The organism is Pigmentiphaga sp. H8, from assembly GCF_003854895.1.
In the GTDB taxonomy this organism is placed as follows: domain Bacteria; phylum Pseudomonadota; class Gammaproteobacteria; order Burkholderiales; family Burkholderiaceae_B; genus Pigmentiphaga.
In genome coordinates this window covers 3,672,628-3,690,823 of record NZ_CP033966.1, presented here as the reverse complement: position 1 = coordinate 3,690,823, position 18,196 = coordinate 3,672,628, and the positions used below count along the sequence as shown (strand labels likewise).

Annotated in this window: 20 protein-coding genes; 6 read left to right on the top strand and 14 right to left on the bottom strand. The window is 67.2% G+C overall.

The window, feature by feature from the left end; translation table 11 throughout:
- Positions 1-7 precede the first annotated feature (7 nt).
- On the bottom strand, positions 8-1,069 hold the full coding sequence (locus tag EGT29_RS17405; protein ID WP_124690158.1) for a sigma-54-dependent Fis family transcriptional regulator: 1,062 nt from the start codon (positions 1,067-1,069) through the stop codon (positions 8-10).
- 302 nt (positions 1,070-1,371) lie between these two features.
- Between EGT29_RS17405 and EGT29_RS17400 the strand changes: the two genes are divergently transcribed.
- Genes EGT29_RS17400 through EGT29_RS17390 form a run of 4 tightly spaced genes read left to right on the top strand, consistent with a single transcriptional unit; the run spans position 1,372 to position 4,008 of the window.
- A complete protein-coding gene (locus tag EGT29_RS17400; protein ID WP_124690157.1) occupies positions 1,372-1,692 on the top strand; it encodes a YqjD family protein in 321 nt (106 codons plus the stop codon).
- A 54-nt stretch (positions 1,693-1,746) separates the two neighbouring features.
- Complete coding sequence (locus EGT29_RS17395) at positions 1,747-3,132, top strand: sigma-54 dependent transcriptional regulator (protein ID WP_124690156.1); 1,386 nt, start codon at positions 1,747-1,749, stop codon at positions 3,130-3,132.
- 30 nt (positions 3,133-3,162) lie between these two features.
- The gene (locus EGT29_RS28895) at positions 3,163-3,336 is read left to right on the top strand and encodes a hypothetical protein (RefSeq protein ID WP_161567855.1); all 174 of its coding nucleotides are present in this window, start codon (positions 3,163-3,165) and stop codon (positions 3,334-3,336) included.
- Positions 3,337-3,390: 54 nt separating this feature from the next.
- Positions 3,391-4,008, top strand: a complete 618-nt coding sequence (locus EGT29_RS17390) for a hypothetical protein (RefSeq protein ID WP_238160069.1) — start codon at positions 3,391-3,393, stop codon at positions 4,006-4,008.
- A gap of 22 nt (positions 4,009-4,030) precedes the next feature.
- Here the strand turns inward: EGT29_RS17390 and EGT29_RS17385 are convergent, their stop codons facing one another.
- The 6 genes from EGT29_RS17385 to fdxA all read right to left on the bottom strand — a co-directional run bounded on the left by EGT29_RS17385 (position 4,031) and on the right by fdxA (position 8,352).
- A complete protein-coding gene (locus EGT29_RS17385) occupies positions 4,031-4,318 on the bottom strand; it encodes a MatE family transporter (RefSeq protein WP_124690155.1) in 288 nt (95 codons plus the stop codon).
- A gap of 99 nt (positions 4,319-4,417) precedes the next feature.
- Positions 4,418-5,056, bottom strand: coding sequence for an endonuclease III (gene nth / locus EGT29_RS17380; RefSeq protein WP_124690154.1), 639 nt, complete (start codon positions 5,054-5,056; stop codon positions 4,418-4,420).
- A 41-nt stretch (positions 5,057-5,097) separates the two neighbouring features.
- The gene (rsxB, locus tag EGT29_RS17375) at positions 5,098-5,748 is read right to left on the bottom strand and encodes an electron transport complex subunit RsxB (RefSeq protein ID WP_238160067.1); all 651 of its coding nucleotides are present in this window, start codon (positions 5,746-5,748) and stop codon (positions 5,098-5,100) included.
- Between the two features lie 13 nt (positions 5,749-5,761).
- Entirely contained in the window at positions 5,762-7,015 is a 1,254-nt protein-coding gene (locus tag EGT29_RS17370) for a polyhydroxyalkanoate depolymerase (protein ID WP_124690152.1), read from the bottom strand.
- A gap of 96 nt (positions 7,016-7,111) precedes the next feature.
- Positions 7,112-7,918 (bottom strand): ferredoxin--NADP reductase, encoded by an 807-nt coding sequence (locus tag EGT29_RS17365; RefSeq protein WP_124690151.1) that lies wholly within the window; start codon positions 7,916-7,918, stop codon positions 7,112-7,114.
- Between the two features lie 110 nt (positions 7,919-8,028).
- Positions 8,029-8,352: a ferredoxin FdxA gene (fdxA, locus tag EGT29_RS17360; RefSeq protein ID WP_124690150.1), complete on the bottom strand. Its 324-nt coding sequence runs from the start codon at positions 8,350-8,352 to the stop codon at positions 8,029-8,031.
- Between the two features lie 193 nt (positions 8,353-8,545).
- Between fdxA and panB the strand changes: the two genes are divergently transcribed.
- Both panB and pncB read left to right on the top strand, forming a co-directional pair.
- Positions 8,546-9,397 carry a 3-methyl-2-oxobutanoate hydroxymethyltransferase gene (gene panB, locus EGT29_RS17355; protein WP_124690149.1) on the top strand — a complete coding sequence of 284 codons (852 nt, stop codon included), beginning with the start codon at positions 8,546-8,548 and terminating at the stop codon, positions 9,395-9,397.
- 2 nt (positions 9,398-9,399) lie between these two features.
- Complete coding sequence (gene pncB, locus EGT29_RS17350) at positions 9,400-10,599, top strand: nicotinate phosphoribosyltransferase (protein WP_124690148.1); 1,200 nt, start codon at positions 9,400-9,402, stop codon at positions 10,597-10,599.
- Positions 10,600-10,610: 11 nt separating this feature from the next.
- Here pncB and EGT29_RS17345 read toward each other — a convergent pair whose 3' ends face one another.
- The 7 genes from EGT29_RS17345 to EGT29_RS17315 form a co-directional block, all read right to left on the bottom strand.
- Positions 10,611-11,321, bottom strand: a complete 711-nt coding sequence (locus tag EGT29_RS17345) for an ABC transporter ATP-binding protein (protein WP_124690147.1) — start codon at positions 11,319-11,321, stop codon at positions 10,611-10,613.
- A 27-nt stretch (positions 11,322-11,348) separates the two neighbouring features.
- On the bottom strand, positions 11,349-12,095 hold the full coding sequence (locus EGT29_RS17340) for an ABC transporter ATP-binding protein (protein WP_124690146.1): 747 nt from the start codon (positions 12,093-12,095) through the stop codon (positions 11,349-11,351).
- A complete protein-coding gene (locus EGT29_RS17335) occupies positions 12,092-13,138 on the bottom strand; it encodes a branched-chain amino acid ABC transporter permease (RefSeq protein WP_124690145.1) in 1,047 nt (348 codons plus the stop codon). The genes EGT29_RS17340 and EGT29_RS17335 overlap by 4 nt, the downstream gene beginning before the upstream one ends.
- A gap of 149 nt (positions 13,139-13,287) precedes the next feature.
- Positions 13,288-14,157 carry a branched-chain amino acid ABC transporter permease gene (locus tag EGT29_RS17330; RefSeq protein ID WP_124690144.1) on the bottom strand — a complete coding sequence of 290 codons (870 nt, stop codon included), beginning with the start codon at positions 14,155-14,157 and terminating at the stop codon, positions 13,288-13,290.
- Between the two features lie 268 nt (positions 14,158-14,425).
- Positions 14,426-15,607 (bottom strand): ABC transporter substrate-binding protein, encoded by a 1,182-nt coding sequence (locus EGT29_RS17325; protein ID WP_124690143.1) that lies wholly within the window; start codon positions 15,605-15,607, stop codon positions 14,426-14,428.
- A 118-nt stretch (positions 15,608-15,725) separates the two neighbouring features.
- A complete protein-coding gene (locus tag EGT29_RS17320) occupies positions 15,726-16,577 on the bottom strand; it encodes an alpha/beta fold hydrolase (RefSeq protein ID WP_370282426.1) in 852 nt (283 codons plus the stop codon).
- Complete coding sequence (locus EGT29_RS17315; RefSeq protein ID WP_124690142.1) at positions 16,574-18,163, bottom strand: benzoate-CoA ligase family protein; 1,590 nt, start codon at positions 18,161-18,163, stop codon at positions 16,574-16,576. Before EGT29_RS17315 ends, EGT29_RS17320 begins: the two co-directional genes overlap by 4 nt.
- Positions 18,164-18,196 lie beyond the last annotated feature (33 nt).

The window sequence follows — 18,196 nt, the reverse complement described above, 5'->3', positions numbered from 1 at the left end:
GGCGGTCCTAGGCGTCGCCGCCGCCGTGCTTGTAGGTGTCCAGCCGGTTATAGAGCGTCTTGAGGCTGATGCCCAGCGTGCTGGCGGTCTGCCGCTTGTCTCCGCCGTAATGCGCCAGCGTTGCGAGTATGAGTTCCCGCTGGGCGTCCGGCAGCGGGATGCCCACCGCCAGTTCCAGGCTGCCCTCGCGCCGGACCACCTTGCGGTTGCGCGGGGCGGGCTCGGGATTCTGCACCTCGACCTCGTCGTCGGCCAGGATGAACGCCCGATGCACGGCGTTCTTCAGTTCCCGTACGTTGCCCGGCCAGTGGTACTGGCGCAGGCCGTCCAGGGTGGCCCGGGCGAAGCGCTTGCGGGTCTTCTCGGTCGCGTTGAGCTGGTCCAGGAAACGCTGCGCCAGCAGATCGATGTCGGCGGGCCGTTCGCGCAGCGGCGGTACCCGCAGCGGGAACACCGCCAGGCGGTACAGCAGGTCTTCCCGGAAGCGTCCTTCCTGGACCGCCACCTGGGGATCGCGGTTGGTCGCGGCGATGACCCGGACGTCGGTGGAGAGCTGTTCGGTTCCCCCGACCCGGTGGAAGGTGGAGGTCTCGAGCACGCGCAGCAGCTTGATCTGCATCTCCGGGGCCATTTCCGTGATCTCGTCCAGGAAAATGGTGCCGCCGGCGGCGCGTTCGAAATACCCCACGTGCTGCTGGATGGCGCCGGTGAAGCTGCCTTTCTCGTGTCCGAACAGTTCTCCCTCGATCAGCGTCGCGGGGATGGCGCCGCAGTTGACCGGGATGAAGGGGCCGCCGTGGCGCGGGCTCTTCTCGTGCAGGGTGCGCGCGACCAGCTCCTTGCCGGTGCCGCTTTCGCCCACGATCAGCACCGTCAGCGCGGTGGGGGCCACCTTCTCGATCTGCTGGTACAGCTCCCGCATGGGCACGGCGCTGCCATACAGCAGCCCGTAGTGCTGGGGCGGGGGAGTCGGGCGAACGGGTTCGGCCGCGAGCTGCGCCGAGTGGCTGCCGGCCGTGTCGGGCACATCGCTTTCCAGTATCGGTACCAAGCCTTCCTCAGGGCGCATTGCCTGTTCCTTCCGCATGAATCTCCAGGGTGTGCCAAGGGCGGGAGTGCCCAAGGCAGGGCGGACGCCTCATTCTAAGCAGGGAGCCCCGCATGCCGGAAGCCGGTCGCGGGGGGGATGGTAACGGGCTGTGGCAAGCCCCGCGCGCGGGTCAGGGGAATTTACAAGATTTCATGTAATTCTTACCTATTGCTTGCACTTGGGCCGAGAACGGAGGCAGTCTATACAAGGAGTAAGCAATGTTGCGACGGCCGGCCATTTTCTTCGTAATTGCTTATTCACCACCTTGACGAGGAGCCACTATGGGCAAGCATCGGGTTGCGGGACTGCGTGACGTGGAAGGCGCCATCGGCCAGGTCCGGAGCCTGGTCGAGGACGCCGAGGCGCTCCTGCGGAACACGGCCGGCCAGGCGGGCCACGAACTGGACACGGCGCGGGCGCGGCTGCGCGACCAGCTGGATCGCGCCCAGGACCTGTACCACGACGTGCGCCGCGGCGCCGCCGAGTCCTACCGGCAGGCGTCGGCCCAGACCGATGCCTACGTGCACGACAATCCCTGGCGGGCGGTGGGCATCGCCATCGCGGTGGGCGTGGTCATCGGCCTGCTCGCGCCCAGGCGCTAGCCGCCGCCTTCGTCCGGCCATTCCGATCATCATCGCATCGAGGAGCCACACTGCATGCCGCATGTCCTGATCGTGGACGACGAACCGAACACCCGGGCGGCCCTGGCGGAAATCGTCGGCGCCGAGGGGCTTACCACCGCCGTTGCGGGCGACCTCCGGGAAGCCCGCATTCAGATCGTGCGCCAGAGTCCGGACGTCGTGCTGACCGACCTGAAGCTGCCGGATGGCAGCGGCATGGATCTATTCAAGGAGCTGGATCCGTCCATTCCGGTCGAGGTCATCCTGATCACCGGCCACGCCAGCGTGGAGAGCGCGGTGGACGCCTTGCGCCTGGGCGCGGCCGACTATCTCATCAAGCCGATCAACATGCAGCGGCTCAAGGCCATCCTTGACCGCATCCCGCGGGCGGGTGACCTGAAGGCCGAAATCGGCTCGCTGCGCGGCGAGCTGCGCCGCTTCGGCCGCTTCGGCCGCATGCTGGGCGGCTCGCCCTCCATGCAGGACCTGTACGACCAGATCGGCAAGGTCGCGCCCACCGAGGCAACCGTGCTCTTGATCGGTGAAAGCGGCACCGGCAAGGAACTGGCGGCGCAGACGCTGCACGACCTGAGCCTGAGGCGCAAGCGGCCCTTCCTGGCGGTGAACTGCGGCGCCATTTCGCCGAACCTGATCGAAAGCGAGATGTTCGGGCACGAGCGCGGCAGCTTTACCGGCGCCGAACGCCAGCACAAGGGCTATTTCGAGCGTTCGCACGGCGGCACGCTGTTCCTGGACGAGATCACCGAGATGCCGATCGAACTCCAGGTGAAGCTGCTGCGGGTGCTCGAGACCGGGTTGTTCATGCGGGTCGGCACCAACCAGGAAACCGAGTGCGACGTCCGCATCATCGCCGCCACCAACCGCAATCCGCAGGAGGCGGTGGCCGAGGGCAAGCTGCGCGAGGATCTCTACCACCGCCTGAACGTCTTTCCCATCCATCTGCCGCCGCTGCGGGAACGGGCCAAGGACGTCGAACTCCTGGCCCAGAGCTTCCTGGACCTCTTGAACGAGACCCACAAGTCGGCCAAGGTTTTCTCGCCCGCCATGCTGGCCGACATGGCGTTGCATGCCTGGCCCGGCAACGTGCGGGAACTGAAGAACTATGTGCACCGCGCCTACATCATGACCGATGGCGGCCTGATCGACACGGTGGCGGCCCCCATCCAGCTGGCGCCCGCCGGCAAGGCGGAAAGCGAACCCATCGTCACCATTCAGGTGGGTACGTCGCTTGCTGAGGCCGACAGGCGGCTGATCTTCGCCACCCTGCAGCACTGCGGGGGCGTCAAGAAGCACGCGGCCGAAGTGTTGGGCATCAGCCTGAAGACGCTCTACAACCGGCTGGAGGATTACGCCGCAGACGACGCCCGCGAGGCGGACATGCAGGACGTGCCGGTTTCCTGAGCGCGCCTGCTGCTACGGAGATCACTGACCATGTCCCGGTTGTACGCGCACTCGGTTCCCCCCGATCCCCCTGTCAAGGATCCGCCGCCGGTGGGCGATCCGCCCAACCAGCCGGTGGGGGATCCGCCGGTTCCGCCGGCCCAGCAGCCCGATCCCATCGACCCCGAACTGCCGCCGCCGCCTCCCACGCCGCCGGGCGAATGAGGCGCGGCACGATACGTGCTGGCGATACCTCGTCCGTGATTCGAGGAGATTGCCGTGTCGCTCATCGTCGCTGCCCGTTTCGACTCCTTTCCCGAGGCCGAGGAAGCCGGCCGCAAGCTGTTCGCCGCCGGTTTCGCCCAGGAGGACGTCTCCATCTTCTTCGTCAATCCCGCCGGCCAGCACGACCGCTATCCCCTGGGCGGCGACCAGGCCGCCGACCCCGGGTCGCGCAAGACCAAGCACGGCGCGATAGCCGGCGCTGCCTTGCTGGGCCTGGTGGGAGCCGTGATCGGTTCCATCGTCTGGTTGTATGCGGCCGGATCCGTGCTGGCCCTGATCATCGCGGTGGGCGTCGGCGCCTACATCGGTTCGCTGGGGGGCGCGCTGGTCGCCACCCGCAGCGCGACGCGCGCCTATCGGGCCGGCCACAGCACGGGAATGCGCCGTGCCGGCGTGCTGACCGCTGTCCATGTCACCGTCGCGACCGAGGCCGCCGCCGCCCAGGTGCTCAGGGGGTGCGGCGGCAAGGACGTGGAAAAGGCCGAGGGCCGGTGGCGCGAGGGCGACTGGGTGGATTTCGATCCCGTGGCCCCGCCCGTCCTGAGCGACAAGGTACAGGCCAGGCCGTCGGACGCCATGGACGGGCGGGAGTCCCGCGCCATGCAGCACTGAACGGCCCGGGCACCCGGCCGATTCAGCGGGGGCGGGTTGCGTCGTCCTCGTCGTCGCCCGGGTGCGAGCGGGCCAGGCGTTCCTCGTCCACGACTTCGTCCGGCAGGACGTCGGCCCCCGTGCGTTCTTCCTCGTCGGGGTCGACCGAAAGCCGCTCTCCCGTCTTGCTCGAGTCGGTGCCGGCCTCGTCGTCGGGCAGGCCGGCCAGGTCGCTGCCGGAATCCGAGGTGTCGCTGGGGCCGAGCTTGCCGCTCTTGCCGCTGTCTTCAGGCAGGCTTTCGCCCGTGCCTAGCAAGGTACTGTTGGACATGGCGTGCTCCTTTTCACAAGCCTGGCAAGGGAATTGTCGCGCCGCGCGACCTTCCCGCTCAAGCCTGCACCACGCAAACCGCGTACCCGGCGGCCGGCCCTAGGCGGCAGGCGTCTTGTCCTTGTATTCGCACAGGTCGGCGATGCCGCATTGCGGGCACTTGGGCTTGCGCGCCACGCAGATGTAGCGTCCATGCAGGATCAGCCAGTGGTGGGCGTCCAGCAGGAACTCCTTGGGCACGAATTTGAGCAGCTTGTCCTCGACCTGGCGGACGGTCTTGCCCGGCGCGATGCCGGTACGGTTGGCGACGCGGAAGATATGCGTGTCGACCGCCATGGCCACTTGCCGGAATGCGGTATTGAGCACCACGTTGGCGGTCTTGCGGCCCACGCCCGGCAGCGCTTCCAGGGCCTCGCGGTCGGCGGGCACCTCGCCGCCATACTGCTCGAGCAGGATGCGACAGGTAGCGATCGCATTCTTGGCCTTGGTCTTGTACAGGCCGATGGTGCGTATGTACTGGCTGAGGCCTTCCTCGCCCAGGGCCAGCAGCCCCTCGGGCGTGCCGTGCTCGGGAAAGAAGCGGCGCGTGGCCAGGTTGACCGACTTGTCGGTGGCCTGCGCCGACAGCAGCACGGCGATCAGCAGCTGGAAGGTCGACCCGTATTCGAGTTCGGTTCGGGGGGAGGGATTGGCGGCGCGCAGGCGCTCGAAGATCGCTAGTCGTTTGGCGGCGTTCATGCGGACACGGCTCGGGCCGTTGTTGTGATGACGGGACGGGGTCAGTGCGCGCGCCGGGAGCGGGCCCGGGCGAGGGCGGCCTCTAGTATGGCACGCTTGCGTTCGGCGGCTTCGTCGGTGCCCGCGGCCGTGGCGGCGGCCGACAGGGCCGGGGAAGCCTGCTCCCGCATGGCCGACCGCGCGCGCAGGCGTTCCTGGTCCTCGCGGCTTTCGCGGGCCAGGCGCGTGGCGCGCCGCTGATGGCGCAAGCGGGCCGCGGAGGCATCGTCGTCGGTCCAGGCGCGCGCTGGCAGGGCGGGCTCCATGGTGATGCAATCGACGGGACAGGGGGCCACGCACAGATCGCAGCCCGTGCACAGGGCCGTCAGCACGGTGTGCATGGCCTTGTTGGCGCCCACGATGGCATCCACGGGGCAGGCCTGGATGCAAAGCGTGCAGCCTATGCAATGCTGCTCGTCGATACGCGCCACGTGCAGGGGGACATGCTGGCCGCGCGTCTCGTCCAGGGGCAGGATGGGCCTGCCCAGCACCGCGGCCAGCCGGGCGATGCCGAGGTCGCCGCCGGGCGGGCAGCGGTTGATCGGCACGTCGCCTTCGACCAGCGCCCGGGCATAGGGCCGGCAGCCGTCATAGCCGCATTTGGTGCACTGGGTCTGCGGCAGTTGCGCATCGACGAGGTCGATCCGGTTCACGGCTGGCGCCCGGTCAAGCCGCGTCCTGGTGCTGGCGAATGAACTCGGCGATCTGGGGACAGATGACTTCGCGCCAGCGCCGGCCCGAGAAAATACCGTAGTGTCCGCAGCGCGGGGCGGTGAAATGGCGCTTGCGGTCCGCCGGGATGCCGCTGCACAGGTCCTGCGCGGCCTCGGTCTGGCCGGAGCCCGAGATGTCGTCCAGCTCGCCTTCGATCGTGAACAGCGCCACCGAGCGGATGTCCGAAGGCTTGACCAGTTGGCCGTTTACCTTCCAGACGCCGCGCGGCAGCTCGAAGTCCTGGAATACCGTGCGTATGGTGTCCAGGTAGTATTCGGCGGGCATGTCCAGGACGGCGTTGTATTCGTCGTAGAAGCGGCGGTGCGCTTCGGCGTCGTCATCGTCGCCGCGCACCAGGTCCAGGTAGAAGTCGTAGTGCGACTTCAGGTGGCGGTCGGGGTTCATGCTGACGAAGCCGGCGTGCTGCAGGAAGCCGGGATAGACCTTGCGGCCCGAGCCGGGGAAGCGCGGCGGCACGCGGTGGATCAGGGTGTTCTCGAACCAGGAATAGGACTTGGTCTTGGCGAGATTGTTGACCTGCGTGGGCGATTTGCGCGGGTCGATGGGGCCGCCCATCATGATCATGCTGCGCGGCAGCTTGGGATCGTTGTCCGAGGCCATCAGCGAGACCGCGGCCAGCACCGGCACCGTGGGCTGGCACACCGAGATCACGTGGACCTCCGGACCCAGCTGGCGGATGAAGTCGCGGATGTAGCCGACGTAGTCGGCCAGGTGGAAGGGGCCGGCCGACTGCGGCACCATGCGGGCATCGATCCAGTCGGTGACGTAGACGTCGTGCTCGGGCAGCAGCGCGCGCACGGTGTCGCGCAGCAGCGTGGCGTGGTGGCCGGACAGCGGCGCCACCAGCAGCACGGTGGGATCGGGCTTGCGCCGGGCCGCGGCCTTGCGTGGCGACATCGGGGTGCGCACGAAATGCACCAGGTTACAGAAGGGCCGGGCGGCCGCGATCTGTTCCGTGACGGTGGCCTCGGCGCCATCGAGTGTGGTGGTGGGCAGGTCCCAGGCCGGTTTCTCGTAGTCCTTGCCCAGCCGGTACAGCAGCTCGTAGCCGGCCGCCAGCCGCCGCGACAGCGGGGTGTAGGCAAGCGGGCTATAGGGATTCGAGAACAACTGCGCCGAGGCGTCGGCGAAGTGGGCAAAAGGCGTCAACAGGGCGCGCTGCCATTCATGTAATTGATACAGCATCCTTGCTCCAGACCACGGGTGGGCAATCGATTCACCAGTAAACCGATTATATTGCATTGCACAATCGGTGTATCGCGCCGGCCGCGCAACTCGGTGTCACCAATAGTTTTCCACGGCCAGATTGCCTGGTTTACCCCGGCGGGAGGCCCCAAAACCGCGCTCCGCCAGCAATTTGCGCAAATCAGACACCATTTCGGGGTTGCCGCACAACATGATGCGCGAACGCGACGGATCCAGCGTGACGCCGGCCCGGCGCTCCAGCTCGCCGCTGGCGATCAGCGTCGTGATGCGGGCGTCCAGGGCGCCCTCGACCCGCTCGCGCGTGACCGAGGGCAGGTAGATCAGCTTGCCCGGCTGTTCCCGGCAGAATTCGCCGAAGACCTCGTGGTCGCGCAAGCCCTCTATGGTGTCCCGGTAGACCAGTTCCTCGGCCGTGCGCACACTGTGGACGACGATCAGGTGATCGTAGGTTTCCCAGACGTCCAGGTCCTGCAGGACGGAGACGAACGGGGCCAGGCCGGTGCCCGAGGCCAGCATCCACAGGTCCTTGCCGCTGGGAAAGGCGGCCGTGGTCAGGAAGCCGAAATTGGTCTTGTCGACGTACAGCTTGTCGCCTTCGCGCAGGTGCTCGAGCGCGCTGGTGAACTCGCCGTCGGGCACGACGATGGAGAAGAACTCCAGGAAATCGTCATAGGGCGCCGACACGATCGAATACGCCCGCCACACGATGCGGCGCCCCGATCCGTCTTCGGCATCCGGGTCCGGCCGCTCGACGCCCAGACGCGCGAACTGCCCCGGCACGAACCGGAAGCCGGGCGACCGCGTCGTGCGGAACGAGAAAAGCTTGTGCGGCACCCAGGTCTTGACCCAGGTAACCGTCTCGACGGTGTACTTATCCGACATCAATCCATTAATTCCGGGCGGCGGGTTGCCCCAGGGCACAGCGGATCCGGCTCCGCCGGTCCGCCAGTGCCGCCCCCTGGGGGGCGCGCGTCAGCGCGTAGGGGGGGACTCTACCTCTCTAGGAGATCCAGCTTGCCTTCCTTGTCCTTCCACTCGTCGGCGTCGGGCAGGGGCGGCTTGGTGCGCGTGATGCTGGGCCAGCTTTGCGACAGGTCGGCGTTGATCTGGACGAAATGCATCTGGTTGGCGGGAACGTCTTCCTCGGCCAGGATGGCATTGGCCGGGCATTCGGGGATACAGACGGCGCAGTCGATGCACTCGTCAGGGTCGATCACCAGGAAGTTCGGGCCTTCGCGAAAGCAGTCGACCGGGCAGACATCCACGCAATCGGTGTATTTGCACTTGATGCAGTTCTCGGTGACGACGTGAGTCATAGGCGGCTCCAGGACGATGCTGGATAAAAGTTTCAGGTCAGCCCATGATTTTACCGGACTCGCGCGGTTCGGCAGGCCATTCCCCTTGGAGGGCCATGGGAGTGTGGCGTGGGAAGGGGGCCTTGGGCGGGGATGAGTCCTCTCCTGTGCTATTTTCCTTGGTTACACAACAGGCATCACTGGAGACCGTACGATGCGATCCACCCTGAACGTCCTGCGCAAGAAGCTTGCCGCGGGGCGGAAGATTTCCATGCTGACGTGCTATGACGCCGGTTTCGCCAAGGTCATGGAGGATGCCGAGGTCGATTGCATCCTGGTGGGCGACACGCTGGGCATGCTCGTGCAGGGCAGGGATTCGACGCTGCCGGTGCTGTTGCAGGACATCGCCTACCACGTCTCCTGCGTGGCGCGCGGCACTCGCCGCCCCTTCCTGTTGGCCGACATGCCCTTCGGGACTTACCAGGAAAGCCCCCAGCAGGCCCTGCGCAACGCCGTGACGCTGATGCAGGCGGGCGCGCAGATGGTCAAGATCGAGGGCGGGGCCGAGCTGGCGCCCACCATCGAACTCCTGACCCGCAGCGGCATTCCCGTCTGCGGCCACATCGGCCTCCTGCCGTCCCACGTGCACGCGCTGGGCGGCTATCGCGTGCAGGGCAAGGAAGACGCCGAGGCGCGCCGCATCGTGGCCGACGCCCGGGCGGTCGAGGCGGCCGGCGCCGCCATGATGGTGATCGAGGCCGTTCCCGATCCCGTCGCCCGCCAGGTGTGCGAAGCGGTGCAACTGATCACCATCGGCATCGGCGCCTCGGTGGCGTGCTCGGGCCAGGTGCTGGTCCTGCACGACATGCTCGGGCTGACGGCCACGCCCGCCAAGTTCGTTAAGAACTACATGGTCGGGGCGCCCGCAGGAGGCGATGCGGTCCTGCAGGCCTTCCGGCGCTATGCCCAGGAAGTCGAGACCGGCGCCTTTCCCGGCGCGGAGCACGTCTACGGCATGACCGCCGGCAACATCGGCACTCCCTACGGCAACCAGAGCGGTTCGTAGCCATGATCATCACGTCTTTGCTGGATACCGACCTCTACAAGTTCACGATGATGCAGGTCGTCCTGCATCAGTTCCCGGCGGCGCAGGTCGAGTACAAGTACAAGTGCCGGACCCCGGGGATAGACTTGCATCCCTATGTGGACGAGATCCGCGAAGAAATCGATGCGCTGTGCGAACTGCGCTTCACCCAGGAGGAACTGGACTACCTCGGCGGCATGCGCTTCATCAAGAGCGATTTCGTCGACTTCCTGAGGCTGTTCCATCTGCCCAGGCGCTGCATCTCGGTGTCCAGGTCGCAGTCGCCGGGAGAGCTCGACATCACCGTTCAGGGGCCGTGGCTGCACACCATCCTGTTCGAGATCCCGGTGCTGGCCATCGTCAACGAGGTCTATTTCCGCAACAACCACCTGGTGCCGGCCTATGCCGAAGGCCGCCAGCGCCTGATGAGCAAGGTGGAACTGGTCCGCGGCGACCCCGCCCTGAGCGATTTCCACATCGCCGACTATGGCACTCGCCGCCGTTTCTCCAAGGCCTGGCACGAGGAAGTGATCATCACGCTCAAGGATCAGATGCGCGAGCATTTCTCGGGCACCAGCAACGTGTATTTCGCGATGAAGCACGGGCTGACGCCGCTGGGCACCATGGCGCACGAATACCTGCAGGCCTGCCAGGGCCTGGGGCCGCGCCTGCGCGACTCGCAAATCTATGGCTTCGAGGTCTGGGCGCGCGAATACCGCGGCGACCTGGGCATCGCGCTGTCCGACGTCTACGGCATGAGCGCCTTCCTGCGCGACTTCGACATGTATTTCTGCAAGCTGTTCGACGGCGCGCGGCACGATTCGGGCGACCCCTTCACCTGGGGCGAGCGCCTGCTGGAGCACTACAAGCAGAACCGCGTGGACCCCCGCACCAAGATACTGGTGTTCTCGGACGGCCTGACCTTCCCGCTGGCGATCAGCCTGGCCAAGCATTTCGCGGGGCGCTGCATCACCGCCTTCGGCATCGGCACCAACCTGACCAACGACCTGAGCTACCAGCCCCTGCAGGTGGTGATGAAGATGGTCAAGTGCAATGGCCAGCCGGTGGCCAAGGTGTCCGACACGCCGGAGAAGACCATGTGCGAGGACAAGGCCTACCTGGCGTACCTGCGGCAGGTGTTCGAGATCCCGCCCGAGCAGGTGGGCGAGACCGCCGACGACTGAGGGGCGGCGCCCTACACCCCCAGGTAGCGGCTGAGCGCCTCGGGCCGGTGCGCGAGGTCCTGCGCCTGGCCTTCCAGCACCATGCGGCCTTTTTCCATGACCACCAGCCGGTCGGAATTGGCCATGACCATCCGGTAGTTGCGGTCCACCACCAGGGTGGCCAGGCCGCTGCGCCGGATGTCGCCGATCACCCGCCAGATCTCGGCCACGATCAGCGGCGCCAGCCCTTCGGTGGCTTCATCCAGGATGATGGCGCTGGGATTGGTCATCAGCGCGCGGCCGATGGACAGCATCTGCTGTTCGCCGCCCGAGAGCTGCCAGCCCAGGTTGCTCATGCGTTCGGTCAGCCGCGGAAACGTGGCCAGCACGCGTTCCAGCGTCCAGTCGGCCTGGCCGCCGCTGCCGCGCCGCGCCGCCATCACCAGGTTTTCCTTCACCGTCAGGTTGGGAAAGATGCCCCGGCCCTCGGGCACGTAGGCGATGCCGGCCTTGGCGGCTTCATAGGGCTTGCCGCGCGACAGGTCGCGGCCGCCGATCGAGATGCGTCCGTCGCGCTGCTTGACATGGCCCAGCAGGGTGCGGATCAGGGTGGATTTCCCCATGCCGTTGCGTCCCAGCAGGCCGACGGTTTCCCCGCGGCCCAGGCGGAAATCCACCCCGTGCAGGATATGGCTGCTGCCGTACCAGGCGTGCACCTGGCTGGCGTCGATGAGCGCTTCCATCTGTCTTCCTTTTCTCCGGCGCCGGGGTCAGTGGGCCGAGCCCAGGTAGGCTTCCTGGACGTCCGGGTTGTTGCGCACGTCGGCCGGCAGCCCGCTGGCGATGGGACTGCCGTTGACCATCACGGTGATGTCGTCCGCCACCGCGAACACCGCGTCCATGTCGTGTTCGACCAGCAGGATGGCATGGCCTTGCCGCAGCCGCCGCAGCAGTTCCAGCATGCGTTCGGATTCCTCGGCGCCCATGCCGGCCAGCGGTTCGTCCAGCAGCAGCACCGTGGGCGAGGTGGCCAGGCACATCGCCACTTCCAACTGGCGCTTCTGGCCGTGCGACAGGTTGGCGGCGGTCTTGTCCGCCACCGCGGTCAGGCCGGCGCGCTCCATCACTTCATCGGCGCGTTCGCGGCTGGCGCGGCAGCCCTGGGCCGGTTGCCAGAATTGCCAGGGGCGCTGCGTGCGCGCCTGCGCGGCCAGCCGGCAGTTCTCGCGCACCGTCAGCGGCAGGAAGATCGTGTTGCGCTGGTAGCTGCGCCCTATGCCGGCCTGCGCGCGGCGAGGCTGCGACCAGCCGGTGATGTCGCGGCCATGCAGGCGGACGCGGCCGGCCGTGGGCGGCAGTTCGCCCGACAGCAGGTGGATGAGGGTCGACTTGCCCGCGCCGTTGGTGCCGATCACGGCATGGATGCGGTCGGGTGCGAGCGACAGCGAGACGTTGTCGATGGCCCTGAGCGCGCCGAAGTGGCGGCTCAGGCCCTGGGCTTGGAGCACTGCCGTCATATCGTCTGTTCCGTGGCCGAGGAGGGAGTGGAGGAGGCGTCGCCGCGAGCGGCCGCCTCGGGCGGCGCCAGCGGCTGGGGGCGGCCGCGGCGCGGCAGGCGCAGACGCGAGAAACCGCCCGCCAGGCCCTGGGGCATCCAGGCGACGGCCAGAATGATGAAGCCGCCCATCAGCAGTTGCCAGTGCTTGGTCAGATCCTGGAACCATTCGGCCAGCAGGACGAAGGCGAAGGCGCCGATCACCGCGCCGGCCAGGCTGCCCAGTCCGCCCAGGATGATCATCAGCAGCGCGTTGCCGGACTGGTGCCAGGACACCAGTTCCGGGTTGACGTAGCCGTGCTGCGTGGCATACAGAAAGCCCGCCAGGCCCGCCAGCGCGCCGCCCAAGGTGAAGCTGGCGAGCTTGTAGGCCAGGGTGTTGTAGCCGGCCGCCCGCATGCGCGGTTCATTGTGCTTGATGCCCACCAGCGCATGGCCCAGGCGCGAACGCAGCACCAGGCCCAGCACGGCCAGCGTCAGCGCCAGTCCCGCCAGCGTGAACCAGTAGAACTGCGGCGCCTGGTCCAGGTCGACCAGGCCGCGGCCGGCCAGCGTGAAGGCCGGTTTGTTGTAGATGTAGGTGCCGTCGCTGCCGCCGAAGGCCTCGACGTCGTGGAACACGAAGTACACCAGTTGGCCGAAGGCCAGCGTGACCATGATGAAGTAGATGCCGCGCGTGCGCATCACCAGAAGGCCGATCGCCAGCGCAAGCAAAGCCGCGCAGCCCACCGCCGCCACCAGCAGCAGCCAGCCGTTGCCGGCTTCGTAGCGCGGCGTGAACATCGCCACCGCATACGCCGCCGCGCCGAAATAGGCCGCGTGCCCCAGGCTGACGAGCCCCGTATGGCCCACCAGCAGCTGCAGGCTTAGCGCGAAGATCGCCATGATCAGCACCTTGGCGCCGAGCTCGACGTGGAACGGCGTGCCGATCGGCTCGGGCAGCACCGGCAGCAAGGCCAGCACCGCCAGCGCCACGATCCAGGCAAGAAGAGAAGAAGCTTTCATTCCATATTCACCGTTGTTACCGCTGGCAGCCATCGAAGCGCCGCTGCCACAACCCAAAATAAAGGCACTAGACCCAGGATGCGGTGGATCCGGCTTTGCCGGTCCACCCGCATCGCCCCCTGGGGGGCGCGCGAAGCGCGTAGGGGGGGCTAAGTCCCTTGTTTGAAGAGGCCTTCCGGTTTCCACAGCAGGATGGCGGCCATCAAAACGTAGATCAGCGCGCCGGCGGCCTGTTGCCAGAACACCTTGCCGAAGGTGTCGACGAAGCCGATCAGCAGCGAGGCGACCAGCGCGCCCTTGATCGAGCCGATGCCGCCGATGACCACGACGACGAAACAGATGATCAGCACCGATCCGCCCATGCCCGGATACACCGAGGACACCGGCGCCGCGATCATGCCGGCCAGCACCGCGATGGCCACGCCCACGGCGAAGACGATGCGGTACAGCAGCGAAATGTTGATGCCGAGCGACTGCACCATCTCGCGGTTGGTCGCCCCGGCGCGCACCATCATGCCGAGCCGGGTCTTCTTCAGCGCGGCGTACATCGCCACGGCCAGCAGCACGCATACGCCCGAGATGAACAGCCGGTAGACCGGATAAGTCATGTCGTTGCCGATGGCGATGCCGCCCTCCAGCCAGCCCGGCACCGGCACCCCATGGACGTCGTCGCCCACCAGGATGCTGCGCATTTCCTCGAACACCAGGATCAGCCCGTAGGTCATCAACACCTGCTGCAGGTGTTCGCGTTCATACAGGAAGCTGAAGAAACACCACTCCAGCACATACCCGAACGCCACCGCCAGCACCACGCCCAGCGCCAGCGCCAGCACGAAATTACCGGTCAGCGACGACAGCGAGAACGCCATGTAGGCGCCGATCATGTAGAAACTGCCATGCGCCAGGTTGATGACCCCCATGATCCCGAAGATCAGCGTCAGCCCGCTGGCGATCAGGAACAGCAACAACCCATACTGCACGCTGTTCAGGCACTGAATAAGAAACGTCGTCAAATCCATCCCACACTCCGTATAGAACCCACCCCCTACGCCCTTCGGGCGCCCCCTCAAGGGGGCGGCACTGGCGGACCGGCAAAGCCGGATCCGCGGCGCCCTGGGTCTAGTTCCCGTTTCTTGATACGCCACACCGTTGCTACCGCAGCCTGCCAGCGAAGCACGACTGCCACAATCCAGGATAACGGCACTAGACCCAGGATGCGGTGGATCCGGCTCTGCCGGTCCACCCGCATCGCCCCCTGGGGGGCGCGCGTCAGCGCGTAGGGGGGGGTTACATCCTGCAGCCCCGAGCGGGATCGGCCAGCGCCTTCACCGCCACGCTTACCAGGTGGTTGGTCTTGTTCTCGACCTTGCGCAGGTAGATGTCCTGGATCGGGTTGTGGGCCTTGGACATCGTGAACGGGCCGCGCGGGCTGTCGATCTTGGCCTGTTCCATGCCCTTGACGACGGCGTCGCGCTTGCTGATGTCGCCGCCCGCGGCCTTCAGGCCGGCCGCCAGCAGCTGGGCGGCGTCATAGCCCTGCACGGCGTAGACGTCGGGTTGCAGCTTGTAGGTCTTGGCGTAGTCGGCGCGGAAGGCCTTGTCCTTGGGCAGGGTCAGGCCGTCGGCGTAGTGCAGCGTGGTCAGCAGGCCGTCGGCCGCGGCGCCCTGCGCCTCCAGCGTACCGTCGGTCAGGAAGCCGGCGCCGTACAGCGGGATCTTGTCCTTCAAGCCCGCCGCCGCGTAGTCCTTGACGAACTTGACCGCGCCGCCGCCCGCGAAGAACACGTAGACCGCGTCGGGCTTGAGCGCGGCGATCTCGGTCAGCAGCGCCTGGAACTCGACGTTGGGGAAGGGCAGGTTCAATTGCTTGATGACCTTGCCGCCCTTGGATTCGAAACCTTCCTTGAAGCCGTTGGTGGACTCGTCGCCCGCCGCGTACTTCCAGCTCAGGGTGACGGCGGTCTTGTGCTTGAGCTGGGTGGCGGCGACCAGGCCCATGGCGTAGGCCGGCTGCCAGTTGCTGAACGACGAGCGGAATATGTTGGGCGCGCACAGCGGTCCCGTGACGTCGTCGGCACCGGCGTTGGGGATGATGAGCAGCGTCTTGTTGTCCTTGGCGACCTTGGCCATGGCCATCGCGACGCCGGAGTGAACGGTACCCACCAGCACGTCGACCTGGTCGCGCTTGACCAGCTTGTTGGCGTTGTCCGAGCCCTTGGCCGGATCGGACTCGTCGTCCACCTTGAAGTACTCGATCTCGCGCCCGGCCAGCTTGCCGCCCTGTTCCTGCACGTAAAGCCGGAAGCCGTTCTCGATGGCGGTGCCCAGGGCGGAGTAGGTGCCGGTGTAGGGCAGCATCAGGCCGACCTTGACCTTGCCGGGAGCCTGGGCGCCGGCGGGCACCGCCAGGCACGACGCGGCCATCAAGGCAGCGGCGAGGACGGTGAATTTGCGTTGGGAAGCGTTCATCGCGAGTCTCCTGGTGGGCGGCCATGCTGCGTGGTCGGCGGCCCTGTTCTTGGTGGAAAAATCCGATGCGCCATGCGGATGCGCATCGTCGTGGGCGTCCGGCAAGCCGGACAGGGTGCTACGTATGGTGGCGCCGCATGAACGCCACGCTTGCCTCGATCAGCCGGGCCGGCTGGTCGCGATGCGGCGAGTGGCCGCAGTCGTCCAGCTTGAGCAATTCGGCGTGGGGAACCTCCCGGGCGATGCCGTCTATCTGCGCCATGGAGCCGTACTCGTCGTCGTGGCCCTGCACCGCCAGTACCGGACAGCGTATGGTGGACAGCAGCGCCTGGATGTTCCAGTGCTTGAATTCCGGGTTCAGCCAGACGTCGTTCCAGCCCCAGAAGGCCGAGTCCGGGTCGGCGTGGTAGCGCGCGAGCTTGCTGCGCAGGTCGGTCGTGACGTAGCCGTCGCGCGCCTGCTGGATGCTGGCCAGCGTGACGGGTTCGACGAACAGGTGGGGCGCGGCCACGATCAGCCCGCCCACGCGGTCGGGGCAGGCCGCCGCATGCAGCAGCGCGATCGATCCGCCGTCGCTGTGTCCGTACAGCCAGGGCGGGTCGGCCCGGGTGTCATGGCCGATCGCCTCGAAGAAGGCCGGCAGGAAATCGCGCGCCTGGCGGTGCATGAAATCGACCGGCCATTTCTCGTGTCCGGGGCGGGGGCTGGACTGGCCATAGCCCCAGCGCGACAGGACCAGGCCCCGGCAGCCGGCGGCCTCGCACAGCGCGTAGGGGAAGTCCTTCCACATCGTGACCGATCCCAGGCCTTCGTGCAGGAACACGAGCAGGGGCTGCCGGGCGCGCTGGGGAGCGATGAGCACGTATTCGATGTCGTGCCGCATGCCATCCCAGGATACGTTGGCGAAGCGCACGGGCAGTCCGTCGGCGATGCCGGCCGGGGCGGTGTTCAGGGGGGCGCGCGAGTTCATGCAGGGACCCCCTGCGACGCGGCCTCCTGCTCGCGCAGGCGGAAACGCTGGATCTTGCCGGTGGCGGTCTTGGGCAGGTCGCCCACGAATTCGATCTGGCGGGGATACTTGTGCGGCGCCAGGCGCGACTTCACGAATGCCTTCAGGTCGGCGGCCAGCGCATCGCAGGCCTGCTGGCCGGGCTTGAGCACCACGTAGGCTTTGGTCTTGGTCAGGCCTTCGGCGTCGGCGATGCCGATGACGGCGGCTTCCAGCACGGCCGGGTGCTGTACCAGCGTGGCCTCGACCTCGAAGGGCGAGACGTATTGGCCGCTGACCTTGAGCATGTCGTCGCTGCGGCCCGCATAGGTGTAGTAGCCGTCGGCGTCGCGGCTGTACTTGTCGCCGCTCTTGGTCCAGGCACCCAGGAAGGTCTCGCGGCTTTTCTCGCGATTGTTCCAGTACATCAGGGCCGAGCTGGGGCCGCGTATGTAGAGGTCGCCGATCTCGCCGGTCGCCACCGGCTTGCCGTCCTCGCCGCGCAGCTCCACCTCGTAGCCGTCGACCGGCTTGCCCGTGGTGCCATAGCGCACGTCGCCCGAGCGGTTGGAAATGAAGATGTGCAGCATCTCGGTCGAGCCGATGCCGTCGATGATCTCGCAGCCGAAATGCGAGGTGAAGCGTTCGCCGATGTCCTGGGGCAGGGCTTCGCCGGCCGACGAGCACAGGCGCAGGGCGACCTGGGCGCGCGGCGGCAGCGCGGCGCTGGCCAGCATGCCGGCATAGCCGGTGGGCGCGCCGCAGAAGATGGTGGGCCGCAGCCGGCTCAGCCGCTCGAAACAGGCCTCGGGCGTGGGGCGTTCGGCCATCAGGACCACCGAGGCGCCCACGCTGAGCGGGAAGGTCAGGGCATTTCCCAGGCCATAGGCGAAGAACAGCTTGGCGGCCGAGAACACGATGTCGTCCTCGCGCATGCCCAGCACCGGCTTGGCGTAGAGCTCGGCCGTCCAGTAGGGGTTGCCGTGCGTGTGCACCGTGCCTTTGGGCTTGCCGGTGGATCCGGACGAATACAGCCAGAACGCGGGCTCGTCGGCCAGCGTGGGGGCGGGCGCCGCCAGCGGCTCGTGCGCGGCCAGCCAGTCGTCGAAGTCCAGCGTGCCGCCCACCTCGGCATCGGAGCCGTCGCGCGAGACGACGACTTGGCGCACGCCGTGCCGGCACGCGCCCAGCGCGGCGGAAAGCTTGGGCAGCAGGGCGCGCGAGACCAGCGCGGCGCGGGCGCGGCTGTGCTCCAGCATGTAGGCGTAGTCCGCCGGCGTGAGCAGCGTGTTGACCGCCACCGGCACGATGCCGGCATACAGCGCGCCCAGGAAGGTGACGGGCCAGTCGGTGCAGTCGTTCATCAGCAGCAGGACGCGGTCCTCGGGCCGGATGCCCAGGCCCAGCAGGGCGCTGGCGGCGCGGCGCACTTTCTTGTCCAGCTCGCCGTAGGTCAGCGCGCCGCGGTCGTCGATGTAGGCGGTCTTGGCGGCGCGCTCGGCATTGATCGCCAGCAGGTGGCCGGCGAAATTGAAGTCGGGCGGCGGGGCGGAGCAATCGGCAGGCATGATGGTCTCCTCGTGTATGCGAAGGTGTGAAAC